Source organism: Kitasatospora cinereorecta (assembly GCF_024172095.1).
In the GTDB taxonomy this organism is placed as follows: domain Bacteria; phylum Actinomycetota; class Actinomycetes; order Streptomycetales; family Streptomycetaceae; genus Kitasatospora; species Kitasatospora cinereorecta.
Genome location: NZ_JAMZDX010000004.1, coordinates 456,691 through 472,631 on the forward strand (window position 1 = coordinate 456,691; position 15,941 = coordinate 472,631).

A 15,941-nucleotide genomic window follows, 5' to 3' on the forward strand; every position below is an offset into this window, starting at 1 on the left:
CCTAACAGGCGGTCAGAAATTGAGATGCCGGCACCGGGGGCGCATCCCTACCCTCGGCCCCATGCACCACGAACCCTCCCTGCTGAACGTCATCGACCTGGAAGCCACCTGCTGGGACGGACAGCCGCCGCCCGGGTCGGTGAACGAGATCATCGAGATCGGCCTGACCGTCGTCGACGTGTCCGCAGGACGCCGCGTGTCCCGGCACCGCATCCTGGTCCGCCCCACCCGCTCGACGGTGAGTGACTTCTGCACCGAGCTGACCGGACTGACGCAAGCCGAGGTGGACCGGGGCGTCACCTTCGCCGAGGCGTGCCGGATCCTCGTCGAGGAGTACGGCGCCGCGCAGCGCCCCTGGGCGAGCTGGGGCGAGTACGACCGCCGGCAGTTCGCTCGCCAGAGCCAGGCCGACGGGGTGGCGTACCCGTTCGGCTATCCGACGGAGCGCACCCACACCAATGCGAAGGCCGTCTTCGCCGCCGCCCACGGGCTGCGCAGGAAGCCCGGCATGGACCAGGCCCTGCAGATCGCCGGACTGCCGCTCGAGGGACGCCACCACCGCGGCGAGGACGACGCGTGGAACATCGCCGCACTCGTCCTCGACCTGCTCGGCCGCGGAGCCTGGCCGGTGCCCGAGGCCTGACCCGCTGGTCCGCCGACGGAGTCCGGCGACGCCCGCACCGCGGCTCACTCACCCGCCGCGGCCGCCAGGCGCAGCTGCTCCTCCTCCACGATCCGTACCGCAAGCGACTGCTCCGAGACGTCCACCGCCTCGGGCGTCGACTCCGCCACCTCGCTGCGCCGCGCGTACTCGTCGAACAGCTGGTTCTTCGCCCGCAGGATCTCCAGCATTCGCTGGTCGACGCTGTCGGCGACGAGCAGGCGGTGCACCTGGACGCGGCGGAGCTGTCCCATGCGGTGGGCGCGCCCGACGGCCTGGCTCTCCATCGTGGGCTTCACCTGCGGCTCGCACAGGACGACCACCGAGGCTGCCTGGATGTTCAGTCCGACACCGCCGGCCTGGATCTGGGCGAGCAGCACCGCGTGGCCCGGCACGGCGGCGAACTGGTCCACCACGTCCTGGCGCCGGGCAGCGGGAAGGCTCCCGTCGATCGGGCCGAACGCCCGCTGGCCCAAGGCCTCCTGGACGACCGCAAGGACGTCGCGGAAGAACGAGAAGATCACGACCTTCCGCCCGTTCTCGGCGGCCTCGTCCACGATCTCCCGCAGCCGCTGCAGCTTCGCCGACCGCTCGGGGTCGGCGTAGGCGGCACGGCGCATCGCCATGAAGTTCCCGGCGGTGACGGCCGACCGGTACGCGGCGAAGTCGGCCGGCGTGAACTCCTCCCACTCGTCGACGTGGACGACCTCGGGAAGCTCGGTGAGGACGTCCTGCTGGTTGCGCCGCAGGTACGCGGGGGCGACCGCCTTGCGGAAGGCCGTCGGTCCGGCGGCCCCCGATCCGCTGTGGATCCGGGGCAGCAGGTCGGGTTGGAGATAGTGCACCAGGTTGCGGAACTCCTCGACCCGGTTCTCCATCGGGGTCCCGGTAAGGAAGAGGACCCGCTCGACCCGGTCCGCCCAGGCGGCGACCGCCCGAGACCGCTGGGTCCGGTGGTTCTTGACGAAGTGGGCCTCGTCGACCACGACCATGGCGACGGCGACCTCCGGCGGCGTCTCCAGGTGGCGGAGTCCGTCGAACGTCGCCACCGCGACGCCGCCGTTGCGCAGCCACTCGGACTGAGCCGCTTCCCGCTCCTGGCCATGGAACCGGTAGGCGCGCAGTGTGCTCCGCGACTCGATCTCCCGGGTCCAGTTGATCAGGACGCTGGCCGGGCAGACGACCAGGAAGTGCGCACTTCCCAGCGCCCGCAGGTGCGCCATCGCGGCGATCGCCTGAACGGTCTTCCCCAGGCCCATCTCGTCTCCGATGATCACCCGCTTCTGTCGGAGGGCGAAGCGGGCACCGAAGGCCTGGTAGCCGCGGAGCGAGACCTTGCAGTGGGTCTCGTTCAACGGCTCTGCCCGTACCCGGTCGGACAACTCCTCCGGCAGGAAGCCCTCGGAGGCACTGTCCTCCGCCGGTCCCGGCCCGGCGATGCCGCCGAGCACGCCGTAGTAGTCGGCCGAGCGGTGCTCGAAGTCCGTCCATGCCTCGATGTCGGAGGCCGGCGGGCGCAGGAGGTCGGCCGAGGCCTGGGCGAGGAGCAGCGGCACCGCCTCCGCTTCCAGCTCCGCCAGCAGGGCCGTGAGCCGGTCGACCGCGGCGAGTGCCTCGCGTCTGCGGCGCGGTCCGGCGAGGAGGCCGCGGATGACGCCTCGCGCCGGTCGGGCGGTGGCGACCAGGCCGGTGACCTCCTCGACCAGGCCCCGCGCGAGTTCCTCGGCGCGGGCCGCCTCGGGTCCGGCGACGACCAGCCGGTGGAGCGCGACGACCAGGGCCGTGCTCAGCGGGTCGCGGTGGTCGACATCGAGCCGGACGGCCACCGTCTGCCCGGCCGCCTCGGCGATCTGACGGGCAGCCGCGACCGCCTGGGCCGCCGTCTGCGCACCCACTCCCGGGAGCAGCCGGAGCGCGTAGACGGACGAGTCCAGGACGTGTCGTACGGTGTCGAGACCGGCGGCCTCCAGCGCGGCGACCCGCAGGCGCCCGTCGGTCGCGTCCTTGAGCCGGGCCACCGGGATGGTGGCCAGCTGGTCCCGCACCAACCGGTCCTGCACACCGGCCACGGCCTGGGCCACCTGTGCCACGGCACCGCGGTGGTCGTCGACGACCGCGGTAGCGGCCGCGTGCAGCCGCTCGGCATCCGCGAGGACGTCCCGGGGCCTGCGGACGGTCCGCTGTCTGTCCCCCACGTACCGCCCCTCCCTCGGCTCGACCGTCCGGCGCCCTTCGGGCCACCCCATGATCCCACCCCGGGCACGGTCCCCGACGCCACGATCGTCCTCCCCGTACCGCCTTGGCCGGTGACCGGCACCCGGCGGCTTCGGCGCGGTCGAAACCGTGCCGAAGCCGCCGGGACGCCGTCGCTCGGCCGGACGTCAGAGGACGCGGATCGCCAGCACCGAACCGTCCGGGTTCACCGAGACCGGCCCGTTCCACTCGGTGTCCCACTGCTCCTCCGGCCAGGTGGTGCGCAGGGCGTGCGCCTTGTGCCGGTAGTCCTCGACCCGGCCGGCCGCCAGGTCGTCGAAGAGGTCCTGCGCGACGCCCGAAAAGGCCTCCACCCGTGTGCCGTTCAGCCGGAAGACGTGGTCGGTGCCGACGCAGGGGACGCCGTGAACGGAGTACGCGACGTCCTGGACGATGCCTGTTCCCGCATGCGTGTACTGCTCGAAGTGGCGCTTTCCCTGCCGCTTCGACAGGTAGCGGGCGGTGGGCTCGCCTCCTCCGGTGAAGGCTGCCAGGCCTGCCGCGTCCGCGTGCGCGAGGACCCGGCGGAACCACCCGTGGTCCTCGGGCCGCACGTGGTAGCCGGAGACCGTCCGGGGCTTCTCGCCGGTCCCCCAGGCGAGGTCGATTCCCGGTACGACGGCGCGGTCCTCCGGAGGGCTGTCGAGGTCGACGTCCCCGGCTCCGGCGGGGAGGTGCAGCGTTCCGTCCCCGGGTGCCTCCAGCAGGTGGAGGGTGATCGGGTCGGTGCCCGGGAGCTCCGTGCCGAACACCATGGCAGGTACCTCGCCCGGCCTCCCGATGTGGAGCGCCTCGACGTGGACGGCGGCCGTGGACAGCTGCGCATGCACCCGTGCGGGCTTGCTGTGCGTCCCCTTGCAGGCGACGAGCACGACCTTCGAGGGCGCCCCGGGCTTCCACACCTCCAGGAGGAAGTGCGGCCGCTTCGATGCCCGGTGGGCCGCGTGCTCCTTCCCGGTCAACGTCCATCCCGCCCGGAGGGCGATCTCGGCGTCGACGACCGAGACCGAGTGGTCCGGGTACCGGCGCCGGAGCACCTCCTGGGCGACGACCAGGGCGAAGCCGACGCCCAGCTCCGCCGACTGCACGGCCTTGTAGTGGCGGATCGGGTTGCGCCCCTCCTCGGAGAGGGTCATGAAGCTTCCGTGGTTGCCGCTCAACGCCTGGCAGTACTTGAGGCTCGCCCAGTGTTCGGCCAGCCCCCGGCCCGCTCCCTGCCGGGCCAGGACGTTGGCCCGGCCGAGCGTGTGCAGCAGCTTCCACGGCGTGAGGCGGATCGACTGCCCGCGGTCCGCGACGGGTACGGCACGCAGCCCGGGCTTGCGCCGCAGCGGTTCACTGTTCTTCGCGCGCCGTTCCTTGTCGTCCGCGGCGGAGACCTCGGCGACGCTCCCGGCCAGGCCGGAGTTCGAGTGGAGCGCCACGCTCCACGGCTGGACGAGGTCCCTCAGGACGGCGGATGCCTTCTTCCCCATCTTCTCTCTCTCCTTCGAGCGGGTCACGGTTGGCACGGCACGGCGTCGGCCGTCACCGGTAGGACTGGCGGGTGCGGCCGGGGTGGGTCTCGGCGAGGTCGTTCAGGGCGGCGTTGACCACCTGCCAGCAGATGCTCAAGGTGTCGCGGTCCGGGCGGTGGCTCTGGCGGGACTCGGCCTTGGGGTGGACGAAGTTGCGGTACTCCCGGAGTTCGTGGCTGAACCTCTTGGCGTCCGCGCCGATCCACCCGGCACCGTGGCAGGCCTCGATCAGCGCGTGCAGGGTGACGCGGTCCTCCGTGGACCGTCCCAGGAGCGAGGGGTCGCGCTCGACGACGCTCTGCAGCAGTACGCCCTCCATCAGCGAACCGAGCATGATGATCGCCGCGACGTGGGCCCCGTTGGCGTAGCAGGTCCGGGCCTCGTCCAGGCGCCGCTGGAGGAGCTCGGCCATGGAATCGTCGGCGATGACGTCGGCCATGACCGCCTTGAGTTCGGTCGCTCCGTAGTGCGTCGGATGGGCCAGCGCCGGGTCGCACGGCACCAGCCGGGCGCTGCCACCGGGGTTCTCCAACCGGTACCCCTCGTGGATCAGGAAGGAGTTGACCGCCGCCACGACCTCGGCCAGCAGGGCGGGCTCGTCGAGGTACTCGCGAGGGTCGGCCAGCCGGAGCAGGACCTTCTCGATCTCCCCGGACACGTCGCGTCGCTCCATCAGCAGTTCGGTCGCCCACTCCCTGCGGTACTGGCCGTCGTACTCGGGCACCTCCTGCCAGCCGGCCCGCTTGAGGAATGCCGCGATCTCGAACCCGCGGCGGTAGTAGAGGTCGTCGTCGCCGGCGACGACGCGGGCGAGTTCCTCCAGCGTGTTCTCGTCCAGGGTGAGGTCGTACCGGGTGGACTGGGACTGGTTCATGCCGTTCCTTCGGTCGTTCCGGATTCGGGTTCGGAGTCCGTTTCGGATTCCGGTTCGGAGTCGGGGAGTTCGTCGCCGGACTGCAGCTCGAGGGGCGTCCAGGCGGGCGCGTCCTCGGGCGGCCGCGGCGATGCGGACGGCCGGGTGTAGTCGGCCGGATGGATGCCCGACCGCTCGAGCTCCAGCCAGAGACCGGCCAGGGCCTCGTCCGGGTCGATCGCGAACTCGCTCTCCCGGACGCGCCAGAACCGCCAGCCGACGCGCTGGAGTTCGCGGTCGCGCTGGTGGTCGTGGCGGATCTGTTCGAGGGTGGAGTGGTAGTAGTCGCCGTCGCACTCCACACCCAGCCGGCCCCGTGCGCCCACGACCACGAGGTCGATGCGCTTGCTGCCCGCGGGGTACTGGGGCACCACGTGGTAGCCCTTCTCCTTCAGCCGCAGGTAGACCCGCTGCTCGAAGAGGGAGTCGAACGGCGCTCGCCGCACGTCGGGCAACACGGCCCCGAGGTCGGCAGCTTCCGCCATCGCGGCCGGCGGGTTCTGCATGTAGCCGAGCAGGTTGAGCCGCAGGTCGCCGGGCTTGAGCTGGTCCGGCGGCACGGAGTAGAAGAGCCGCATCTGGTCCTGCGCCCGGCTGGCCGCCACGTTGTAGGCCTGCTGCTCGCTGCGCAGACCGCCGGCGATGCGCCGTACCCGGTCCACCACCATCGACAGCAGGATGACGTGCCGTTCGTCGCCCTGGAACTGCGCGGGTGTGCCGACCCGGATGCGGTGGCGCTCCCGGACCGGGGCGGGGATGCGCTGCTCGATCAACTGCTCCAGCAGGCGGACCTGGCCGGTGCCCTGGAGCACGATGGCTCCCATGGTCTTGTTCTCGTAGGCCGGGTCCGCGGTCAGCTCGACAAGGCAGTCGACGACCGCCTCGGCCTCCCTGGGATTCCGGATCCGACCGTCCCTGCCTTCGGCGACCCCGCCCTCGACGTAGTGCGTCAGCAGTGGGTCGAGCCGCTCGCCGCCGTACTGGCGGAGCGGGATGAGCCCGGGCGGGGTGTAGAACGTCTCCGAGGACCAGCCGATGATCTCGGGCATGCACCGGAAGTGTTCCTGCAGGCGGATGGTCGACGGGAAGAGGGCCGACAGCAGCTGGTACAGGTTGGAGTGCGGCATGTACAGCTGCCGCAGGTGCGCGGGGACTTCGGGAAGGTGGGCGGTCAGGCGGTCCTGGATCTGCTGGGTGCGCCCGAACCCGGTGACGGGGGGAGTGCACTGCTTGTCGTCCCCGACCACGATGATCCGCGGGGCGAGCCAGAGCAGGAAGAGCGCGTCCATGCCGGCCTGGCTGGCCTCGTCCACGATCACCACGTCGAACGCGTCCTGCTGCGGCTGGATCATCTCGGCCACTCGGGCAATGGGCATCACCCAGGCCGGCACCGCCCCCTGGGCGATGTGCATCGCACTGCGGGCGGCCGCCTTGAAGTGGGATGCGTTCTTTCCCTTGCCCTTCCCGTACGAGGCCATGTGCGTGCGGTAGGCCTGCAGGGCCGAGCGCTGTTCCGAGGTCATCCGGACCAGGCAGTGCAGGCGACCGTGGGCGGCGGCCAGGTCGCCGGTGAGCTCCTCCAACTTGGCCTCGTGCTCGGTCAGCTCACCGTCGAGCCGCTGTTCCCGGCCGGGGGCGCGCTCGTCCTCGATGAACCGGGAGGCCTGCGCCCAGGCCCAGGCCTCCCGGAGTCGGCCGAGCCGCTCGTCCCAGGCCGGGTCCTCGGCCTCGGATTCGAGGCGCCCCGCGAGGGCGGGCGACGCGGCGCGGAGTGCTCCGAGCAGTTCGGCGCAGCGCCGGCCTCGCTCGTCCCGCCGCTGGGCCGCCGCGAGCGCTTCGAGTTCTTTGGTGTAGCGGTCGACGTCGCCGTCGCGCAGGGCCTCGGCCATGGCCAGGGCCTCGAGCGGCGGAGCCGTACCGTCGTCCTCACCCCGCAGGATCGCGTGCCATCGGGCCAGGCGCGCCGACGCCTCCTCGGCACGCTGCCGACCGGCCAGGGCCGACGCGGCCTCGGCGAAGTCCTGCCACGCCTGCGGCCGGGTCAGGTCGAGGTACGTGCCGTGGCGCACGAGGAGGTCGTCGACCTTTTCGCGGATCAGGCCGAAGGCGTCGACGTCCGTCAGATGCCGGTACCGCTCGCGCAGCGCGGCCAGGCGTACCTCGAGCGGCGCCTCCGCCACGGCCGCGCCCACCTGGTCCCAGCGGGCGGCGACGGCCGCGAGTGCCGCGTGGGCCCGCAGGTGGACGAGGACCGCTCGCAGATCCTCCGCGGAAGCCGGCGCCCTGCCGTCCACCCGGCAGGTGTTGAGGAGTTCTTCGGCCTCCCGCTGTGCCTTCGGCACGAACCAGGTGCGCAGCTGTCGTCCCGCTGCCAGGTGGGCGGTGAGGGCGGGGACCGTGGCCGCCAGTCGGTTGGCGTGTTCGGGTGTCAGCGTCTCCGGAAGGACCACCGTGCGCAGGCCGATCCGCTCGAGGTCGTCGGTCACCTCCGAGAGGACGCCGGCGACATCGGCGACCCGACGCCACAGCTCGGGGTTGCGTCGGCCGAGCCGGTCCGCCAGAGCCCTCGCCACCCAGGTCTCGGTCCCCCAGTCCGCGGCCTCCCGGTGGATGCCCAGCCGGTGCAACCTGCTCCTGGCGGAGCCGAGCAGCTCGGTCAGGCCGTCGGTGACGGAGGTCTCCAGCGCCGCCAACTGGTTGCGCACCCGGACGGCCTCCGGCGAGAGCCCGTGGACGCTCAGTCGGCTCGCCGCGACGGCCGTTGCGACCTGGCCGGGCGTCGGCAGTGTTCCGGCCGCCCGGAACACCCCGGACCCGGTCCACTGACCGGCCCCGTCCCTCAGCAGCGCCAGCAGTTCCTCCGCCTCTACCGGCGACAGCGGAGGCGCCGCAGGCGACCGGTCGGGAAGGTTCCCGATCCAGTTCAGCCGCACCGCCCCGTCCTGCACCTTCTGCACGATCGCGGCGAGCGTTCCCGAGTAGCCCGGTGCGACCTCCGGGTGCTGGTAGATCTCCGCCTCCCGCAGGGAGATCACCTGCTCGGTGAGCAGCTTGATCCTGCTGCGGACCTCGTACCGGCGCTCCGTCAACCGGCGGATCTCGTCCCGCAGCTGACCGGTGTCCCCTGCCGCCACCTGGTCGCTCAGCGCGTTGATGGTGCGCTCCAGCTCGTTGGCGCCGTCCTGACGGGTGCTGCTGAGCAGGAGAACGCACAGATCCCGGACGGCGGGCGGGAGTTTGTCGCGAAGAACCGTCAACGCCTGGTCCCGTGCGCTGGTGACGAGGACCCGCTGTCCTTGGGCCAGAAGTGCGGACACCAGATTGGCGATGGTGTGGGTCTTGCCGGTCCCCGGCGGCCCCTGCACCACCACGCCGGTGTCGCGCTGCAGCCGTTGAAGGACGGACCGCTGCTGCGCGTTGGTCTTGCCCGGGAACAGCGGCTCGTCACCGAAGAGCTCGGGAGGCTGTCTCCCACCCCAGACCTGCCGGTCCTCGGAGTCCAGTGACATCACCAACTGCGCCAGACCGAGCGGGGCGTGCCGCTCGGCGACCACGGTCTCGGCGATGCGGTCGTAGAAGCCCAGGACCGCGTTGCGGTCCCTCGGCCGCATCAGGAGGGCCGGTGCGAACGTCAGCCTGGTGCCCGCCTCCGGCCCGCTCGGCGGCCGCCAGTTGGTGCTGAACGCCACCGGGCGGGGCAGCACCAGGTCCAGCCACTGGGAGAGGCAGTCCAGCGTCTCCTCGCTCAGCAGGTGGAGGGGCCGCGCGGAGAGTTCCTCGTCGAACGCCGCGGAACGCTCCGGCACCCACCCGTCGTCCGTGTCGAGGAAGTCCCGGTCCTCCAGCCGCACCGCCCCAGCTCCCGTGAGGTGGACGGTGATCCGCGCGGTCCGCCGGTCCACCTGGGTCTCCACCCGCCGCGAGAGCACGTGCCGGTGGACGGCCGCGCCGTTCGGCTCGCTCCAGGACAGCAGACCCACCGCGAGAACCAGCTCGTACTGGTCGTCCTGCTGCGCCAACTGCTGGTGCCAGTGGTAGACCTTCTCGTAGAGCTCCCGTTGAGGCCGCTCGGACCGTTCCCGTTCCGCCCACAGGCGCCAGCGTGTGAGCCACGATCCGTACGCCCGAAGGACGTCCGGGGCGTCCCCCCGCGCGACGGTGGCCTCCTCGCCGCCCTGCCGGCCGTCGCCCACAGCCGTGGCCGGGGCCCACGTCCGGTGCGGTCCCTCCTCGGCCAGCGGCGGGTCCTCGGCATCGGCGTCGCGGCACAGCCGCTCGTCGACCCACCCCTCCAGTACCGGCGGAAGCTCCGGCGCCGCCGCCTGCGGAACGTGGTCCAGGACCAGGAGCGGGCGGTCGTCGTCGGACGGCCTGGGCACCTTCGCCGGCAGGTCGGCCAGCCAGAGCGGCCCCCAGGGGCGGGTGTCCCGGAGCCGCTGATGGCTGCTCTGCACGACCTCGCGCAGGAATCCGACCAGCGCGGCGGTCTGGCCGATGACATCGGGATCACCCGCATGTCGTCGTGGAACGCTCACCATTCTCCCTTCGATCGGTGACGAACGTTCCAGGATGGGGGCGGCCGTCGGCGACGGAAAGCGATCACGGCAAAGTGGCCGAAGATACGCTGAGCGATGGCCGAGACACGCTCGGTCGCCGGGCGTACGCCGGCGCAGAGAACGGCAGTCGGTACGCCACCTTCAGCATTGCGGGACGGCACTGACGGTTCGCCCGGCCTCCGGCGGATGCGGACGTGTACGGCCGAGCGGGATCCGGTCCGACGATTGGCCCGACCGGCCGTCAGGCGCGCCGGTCGACACGCCACGACCGGCGGACCATCGCCCGTCGGCGCGGGGAGCCGCGCCTACTGTCGCCAGCGCCAGAAAGGGCACCCCTACAACCTCTACGACGGAAGCGGAGAATCCCTCATGAACCGGCTCATCACCCGGACGCTGACCCTGCTCGCCGTCGCCGGCATCGCCGCCGTGCCGACCACCGCGAGCGCGGACGCGGTCCCCGGCGGCAACCACGGGACGGTCGTCGTCGGCAACGGCAACCAGGTCGCCGGCTACGACCTCATCAACGCGGGCCACGACGCCACCGTCGGCTCCCAGAACGGCAGCTCGACCGGGTCGGCCGAGGCGCCCGCCACGGACGCGGCCGAGGCGCCCGAGGCGGCGGGTGGCAACTACGGCACAGTGGTCGTCGGGAACGGCAACCAGGTCGCGGGCGACGACATCATCAATGCCATGAACGACGCCACCGTCGGCTCCTACAACGGCGCCTCCGGGATGGCGGCGATGATGACCACCGCGCTGCGCCCGATCACGGGCTGAGGCCGAAGCGACGGCCGACGTTCGACGAGGCCAGCCCGGCGCGGGACCGGCCCGGGGTTACGGGGTGGCGGCGGCTCCGCCGACGCTGATCAGTCCGCTCTCGTAGGCGGCCACCACCGCCTGCGCCCGGTCGCGGAGGCCGAGCTTGCCGAGGATCCGGGCGACGTGGGTCTTGACGGTCGCCTCCGAGAGCTGGAGTCCGGCCGCGAGTTCGGCGTTGCTGAGTCCCCGACCGAGCAGGCTCATGACCTCCAGCTCGCGCGGTGTCAGCGCGGCCAGGGAGCGGTGCAACTCGGTGGTACCGGAGTCGCGGCGGGCGAAGCGTTCGACCAGGCGCCGGGTGATGGCCGGGGCCAGCAGCGCGTCGCCGGTGCGCACCAGGCGGACGGCGGCGGTGAGCTGCTCGGGGCTGACGTCCTTGAGCAGGAAGCCGCTCGCACCGGCGGAGAGCGCGGCGTAGACGTAGTGGTCGAGGTCGAAGGTGGTCAGGATGATCACCCGGGGGCTGTCGGCAGCGTCCGTGACGATCCGCCGGGTGGCCTCCAGGCCGTCCGTCTCGGGCATCCGGATGTCCATCAGCACCACGTCGGGCCGGGTGCGGCGGACCGCCTCGACCGCCTCGGTGCCGTTGGTGGCCTCGGCGACGACCTCGATGCCCTCGGACATCAGGATCAGCCGGAACCCGGTGCGCACCAGGGTCTGGTCGTCGGCCAGCACCACGCGCAGCGGCCCGGTCACGCTTGCTCCGGCGGTCACGCTTCCTCCAGGGGGATCAGGGCGCGGACCCGGAAGCCGCCGCGCGGTCGCGGTCCGGTCTCCAGGGTGCCGCCGTGGACGGCGAGGCGTTCGCGCAGGCCGATCAGTCCGCGCCCGTTGCCGGTGGCCGCGGTGGCGCTCGGACGGCCTCCGGTGTCGGAGATCTCGAGGTGGAGCCGTTCGACGCCGTACTCGACCCGGACGTCGACCCGCACCTGGCCGCCGGCTCCGCCCGCATGCTTGATCACGTTGGTCAGTGCCTCCTGCACCACCCGGTAGGCGGCGAGTTGGACGGCGGGCGGCACCGCCCGCGGCGGGCCCTGCACCGTCAGCTCGACGGGCAGCCCGGCCCGCCGGACCCCGTCGACCAGGGCGTCGAGCCGGTCCAGGCCGGGCTGGGGGGCCAGGTCGACCGAGGTGGGGTCGGGCCCGTCGGGCCCGCCGTGTCCGTCGGAGTCCATCGTGAGCAGGCCCATCACCTGGCGCAGTTCGGTCATCGCGGCCCGGCCGCCGCTCTCGACGGCGAGCAGGGCCTCGCGGGCGAGGGCGGGCTCGCTGTCCATGATCTTGCGGGCGGCGCCGGCCTGGATGACCATCACCCCGACGTTGTGGGTGACCACGTCGTGCAACTCGCGTGCGATCCTGGCCCGTTCGTGTTCGACGGCGCGGATCAGCGCCTCGAACCGCTCGCGTTCCAGCGCCACGAGCCGCTTGCGCTGCTCGTCGACCCGGCGCCGCCACTGCCGGATCTCGTACGCCACCACCAGCACCGGGGCCAGCACCAGCAGGCCGATCACGCCGTTCGGGAACTCCGGCAGCTTCGCCTCGGTCCACAGGACCACCAGCCCGGCCGCCGCCGGCGCCAGCGCGGCGAGCGTCGCCACCCGGTGGCCACCGTGGACGGCGGCGCTGTGGATCGCGACCAGGCAGACCACCCCGTCCCAGTACGCGATGTCGCCGGAGAGCCACCCGGTGGGCAGGGCCAGCGCCACGACGGCCCACAGCACCGCCACTGGGAAGCGGCGGCGCAGGACCAGCGGCAGGGGTGCGAGGACGACCAGCAGGGGCAGTCCGAGCCAGTCGACCGGGCCGTCGGAGATCGACACGTACCGGGCCCCGACCAGCGCGAGGACCAGGGCCAGCGCCGCGTCGAACCATCGGCCGCCGCGCGTCCCCTGGCGGGGTGGGAGCAGGTTCATCACGGACACGATTGTGGCCGACCGCCCCGGCCCGGCACATCCTCCTTCGTGATCAATGGGCCTGCATCTTCCGGATACCTCGCAAGGATGACACCGGGCGCCATGGTCCTGACGGGGTATGTGATTTGCCCCGCCCGGCCGACGTGCCGAACCGCCCCTCCGCGCCAGGCTTCACAGCGTCACGGCAGCACGCCGAAGCGGACCGAAGGAGACCACAGATGTCCACGCCCGTCATCGAGTTGAGCGGAGTCAGCCGCCGGTACGACGAGGGACCGCCAGCCCTGGACGCGGTGTCCCTGACCGTGGAGGCGGGGGAATCCGTGGCGGTGCTCGGCCCGTCGGGCAGCGGCAAGTCCACCCTGCTCAACCTCGTCGCCGGCCTGGACCGGCCGAGCGCGGGCACAGTCACCGTGGACGGCGTCCGCGTGGACCGGCTCGGTGAGGCGGGTGCCGCCCGCTACCGCCGGGCCAAGGTCGGCATGGTGTTCCAGTTCTTCAACCTGCTGGACGACCTGACGGTGGTCGAGAACGTCCTGCTCCCGGCCGAGTTGGCCGGGGTCGAACGCGCCGAGGCGCGGCGCCGCGCGGCGGAGCTGCTCGACGTCCTGGGGATCGCCCGCCATGCCCGCGCCCACCCGGCCCGGCTCTCCGGCGGTGAGCGCCAACGGGTCGCGGTGGCCCGGGCGTTGATGAACCGGCCGGCCCTGCTGCTGGCGGACGAGCCGACCGGCGCGCTGGACTCCGCCTCGGGCGAGGACGTCAAGCGCCTCATCACCGACCTGAACGCGGACGGCCAGACCATCGTCACCGTCACCCACGACCTGGCCCTGGCCCGCGCCTGCGCGAGCCGTACGGTCACCCTGGTGGACGGCCGGATCGCCGCCGACTCCCGGACGGAGGCCGTCCGATGAGGGGGGTCGGGCGGGTGGTGCGGGCGGGGGTGCGTCGCCGGCGGGTCCAGACGGTGGTGATCCTGCTGGCCGCGTTCATCGCGGTGACGGCGTCCGTCCTCGGCGGCTCCCTGCTGGTGGCCTCCGACGGACCGTTCGACCACGCCTTCGCCGACCGGCACGGCGCCCACCTGACGGTGGAGTTCGACCCCGCCCGGGCCGATGCCTCGCAGGTCGGGGCGACCGGCCGCGCCGCCGGGGTGACCGCCGCCGCGGGGCCGTTCCGCACCGCGACGCTCGACCCGCAGGGCGGCCCGGAGCTCGGCCTCCCGGCCGGCGTCTCCCTCCCGCCGCTGCGGGTCGTCGGCCGCACCGACCCGGGCGGCCCGGTGGACCGCCTCACGCTGCTGCGCGGCAGCTGGCCCTCGACCCCCGGCGAGGTCGTGCTGTCCGTCGACTGGCCGAGCCCGATCACGGACCTCGGCACGACCCTGCACTTCCCCGGGCTGCCCGGCGATCCCACTCTCACCGTGGTCGGCTTCGGCCGCTCGGTCGGCCGCAGCGGCGACGCCTGGGTCACCCCGTCCGGGATCACGGCCCTGACCAATCCCGGCACCCCGGGCGGCTACCAGATGCTGTACCGCTTCGCCGCCGCCGACACCGAGACCCGGATCGCCGCCGACAGGGCCGCCGTCACCGCGGCCGCGCCCCCCGGGGCGGTGCGCGGCGCGCAGTCCTGGCTCACCACCAAGCGGGGCTCGGACCGCAACACGGCGCTCTTCGTGCCGCTGCTCGTCGCGTTCGGGCTGCTGGGCGTCCTGATGTCGGTGCTGATCGTCGGGGTGGTCGTGGCCGGCTCGGTCGGTACGGCGACCCGGCGGATCGGCATCCTCAAGGCCGTCGGCTTCACCCCCGCCCTGGTGGTCCGCTCCTACCTGGGCCAGGCGCTGGTCCCGGCCTCCGGCGGCACCGCGCTGGGTATCGTTGCGGGCAACGCCCTCGCCGTCCCGGTGCTCTCCGCCACCGCCCAGGTCTACGGCACCACTTCGGTGGTCGTCGCCCCGTGGATCGACCTCGCCGTGGCCGCGGGCGCGCTCGGCCTGGTGACGCTCACCGCGTGGGCGGCCGCCCTGCGGGCCGGCCGGCTGCGCACCGTCGACGCCCTGGCCGTCGGCCGGACCGCCCGCCGCACCCACGGCCGGCACGTCACCCGGCTGACGGCCCGGCTGCCGCTCCCCCGGCCGGTCGCCCTCGGCCTGGCCCTGCCGTTCGCCCGCCCGGCGCGCGCGGCGGGCCTGATGGCGGCGATCCTGTTCGGCACCGCCGCCACCACCTTCGCCGTCGGCATCGCCGCCACGACGAACTGGGTGCAGCAGGCCAAGAACCACGACACCAGCGATGTCGCGGTACGGCTCCTTCCCCCGCCGACCGCCGCCGCCTCACCGACCGCCTCCGCCAACGCTTCCCCAAGCGCCGACGCTTCCCGTACCGCGGGCGATCCCGCCGCCCTGGCCGCCGCGGTCGACCGGGCGCTGGCCGCGCGGGCGGAGACGGGGACGTCCTACAGCGTCGGGCAGGGCGAGCTGACCGTCGCGGGCGTGGCCGGCACCACCACGGTCTTCACCTTCAAGGGCGACGCCTCCGCGGCCGGCTACCGGATGGTCTCCGGCCGCTGGTTCCGGGGGCCCGGCGAGGCCGTCGCCCCGTCGACCTTCCTGACCGCGGCCGGCGCGAAGGTCGGGGACACCGTCCGACTGGAGGACCACGGCCGGACGGTGCCCGTGCGGATCGTCGGCGAGGTCTTCGACCCGCACACGCAGACCAACGAGGTCCTCACCGACGCCGCCGCCCTCCCCGACCTGCCACCCCGGAGCTACCACATCTCCGTCCGGCACGGCAGCGACGCGGCCCGGTACCTCGACGGGCTCCGCACGGAACTCACCCCCCTCGGCATCACCGTGGAGAGCGGCCGGGCCGGCGGGTCGAGCGACGTGATCGCCGCGCTGGACGCACTGACCGGTCTGCTCACCCTGATGCTGGTCGCGGTGGCAGGCCTCGGGGTGCTCACCACCGTCACCCTCGACGTGCACGAACGCGTCCGCGAGATCGGCACCGCCAAGGCGCTCGGCATGACACCGCGCCAGACCACCGCGATGGTGCTGGCCTCCGTCGCCCCCGGCGGCCTGGTCGGCGGCGCCGTCGGACTGCTCGCGGGCGTCGCGCTGCACACCGTCACCGCGCCCGCGATGGCCCACGGCGCCGGACTGACCTTCCCCGCCGCGGCGCTGCACGTCTACCCGCCGGCGGAGCTCGTCCTGCTCGGCGCGGGCGGTCTGCTGATCGCCGTCCTCGGCGCGCTGCTCCCCGCCACCCGCACCGCCCGCGCCCGCACGGTCACGGCGCTGCGCGCAGAGTGACG

At 73.0% G+C, this 15,941-nt stretch carries 10 protein-coding genes; 4 read left to right on the top strand and 6 right to left on the bottom strand.

Annotation, left to right across the window (positions count from 1 at the left end; all coding sequences use genetic code 11):
• The first annotated feature begins 61 nt into the window (after positions 1-61).
• Entirely contained in the window at positions 62-643 is a 582-nt protein-coding gene (locus FHR36_RS22250; protein ID WP_253799932.1) for a 3'-5' exonuclease, read from the top strand.
• 44 nt (positions 644-687) lie between these two features.
• Here the strand turns inward: FHR36_RS22250 and FHR36_RS22255 are convergent, their stop codons facing one another.
• From FHR36_RS22255 to FHR36_RS22270, 4 genes are all read right to left on the bottom strand, one after another.
• Positions 688-2,907: a DEAD/DEAH box helicase gene (locus tag FHR36_RS22255; RefSeq protein WP_407660851.1), complete on the bottom strand. Its 2,220-nt coding sequence runs from the start codon at positions 2,905-2,907 to the stop codon at positions 688-690.
• A gap of 135 nt (positions 2,908-3,042) precedes the next feature.
• Positions 3,043-4,389, bottom strand: a complete 1,347-nt coding sequence (locus tag FHR36_RS22260; protein WP_253799934.1) for a hypothetical protein — start codon at positions 4,387-4,389, stop codon at positions 3,043-3,045.
• A gap of 52 nt (positions 4,390-4,441) precedes the next feature.
• The gene (locus FHR36_RS22265; protein ID WP_253799935.1) at positions 4,442-5,305 is read right to left on the bottom strand and encodes a hypothetical protein; all 864 of its coding nucleotides are present in this window, start codon (positions 5,303-5,305) and stop codon (positions 4,442-4,444) included.
• Positions 5,302-9,882, bottom strand: a complete 4,581-nt coding sequence (locus FHR36_RS22270) for a PDDEXK-like endonuclease domain-containing protein (protein ID WP_253799936.1) — start codon at positions 9,880-9,882, stop codon at positions 5,302-5,304. Before FHR36_RS22270 ends, FHR36_RS22265 begins: the two co-directional genes overlap by 4 nt.
• A 387-nt stretch (positions 9,883-10,269) precedes the next feature.
• On the opposite strand from FHR36_RS22270, the gene FHR36_RS22275 reads away from it, so the two are divergent.
• On the top strand, positions 10,270-10,677 hold the full coding sequence (locus FHR36_RS22275) for a hypothetical protein (protein ID WP_253799937.1): 408 nt from the start codon (positions 10,270-10,272) through the stop codon (positions 10,675-10,677).
• Positions 10,678-10,734: 57 nt separating this feature from the next.
• Here FHR36_RS22275 and FHR36_RS22280 read toward each other — a convergent pair whose 3' ends face one another.
• On the bottom strand, positions 10,735-11,415 hold the full coding sequence (locus tag FHR36_RS22280) for a response regulator (protein WP_253800668.1): 681 nt from the start codon (positions 11,413-11,415) through the stop codon (positions 10,735-10,737).
• A 14-nt stretch (positions 11,416-11,429) separates the two neighbouring features.
• Positions 11,430-12,632, bottom strand: coding sequence for a sensor histidine kinase (locus FHR36_RS22285; protein WP_253800670.1), 1,203 nt, complete (start codon positions 12,630-12,632; stop codon positions 11,430-11,432).
• Between the two features lie 218 nt (positions 12,633-12,850).
• Here FHR36_RS22285 and FHR36_RS22290 point away from each other — a divergent pair, with 218 nt between their 5' ends.
• The gene (locus FHR36_RS22290; protein WP_253799938.1) at positions 12,851-13,543 is read left to right on the top strand and encodes an ABC transporter ATP-binding protein; all 693 of its coding nucleotides are present in this window, start codon (positions 12,851-12,853) and stop codon (positions 13,541-13,543) included.
• Positions 13,540-15,939: an ABC transporter permease gene (locus tag FHR36_RS22295; RefSeq protein WP_253799939.1), complete on the top strand. Its 2,400-nt coding sequence runs from the start codon at positions 13,540-13,542 to the stop codon at positions 15,937-15,939. The genes FHR36_RS22290 and FHR36_RS22295 overlap by 4 nt, the downstream gene beginning before the upstream one ends.
• The last annotated feature ends 2 nt before the right edge of the window (positions 15,940-15,941 follow it).

What these genes read in the sequence shown, in the direction of transcription:
- FHR36_RS22250 (WP_253799932.1), top strand. Translation starts at nt 62, where the DNA reads ATGCACCACGAACCCTCCCTGCTGAACGTCATCGACCTGGAAGCCACC.
- FHR36_RS22255 (WP_407660851.1), bottom strand. Translation starts at nt 2,907, where the DNA reads ATGGGGTGGCCCGAAGGGCGCCGGACGGTCGAGCCGAGGGAGGGGCGG.
- FHR36_RS22260 (WP_253799934.1), bottom strand. Translation starts at nt 4,389, where the DNA reads ATGGGGAAGAAGGCATCCGCCGTCCTGAGGGACCTCGTCCAGCCGTGG.
- FHR36_RS22265 (WP_253799935.1), bottom strand. Translation starts at nt 5,305, where the DNA reads ATGAACCAGTCCCAGTCCACCCGGTACGACCTCACCCTGGACGAGAAC.
- FHR36_RS22270 (WP_253799936.1), bottom strand. Translation starts at nt 9,882, where the DNA reads ATGGTGAGCGTTCCACGACGACATGCGGGTGATCCCGATGTCATCGGC.
- FHR36_RS22275 (WP_253799937.1), top strand. Translation starts at nt 10,270, where the DNA reads ATGAACCGGCTCATCACCCGGACGCTGACCCTGCTCGCCGTCGCCGGC.
- FHR36_RS22285 (WP_253800670.1), bottom strand. Translation starts at nt 12,632, where the DNA reads ATGAACCTGCTCCCACCCCGCCAGGGGACGCGCGGCGGCCGATGGTTC.
- FHR36_RS22290 (WP_253799938.1), top strand. Translation starts at nt 12,851, where the DNA reads ATGTCCACGCCCGTCATCGAGTTGAGCGGAGTCAGCCGCCGGTACGAC.
- FHR36_RS22295 (WP_253799939.1), top strand. Translation starts at nt 13,540, where the DNA reads ATGAGGGGGGTCGGGCGGGTGGTGCGGGCGGGGGTGCGTCGCCGGCGG.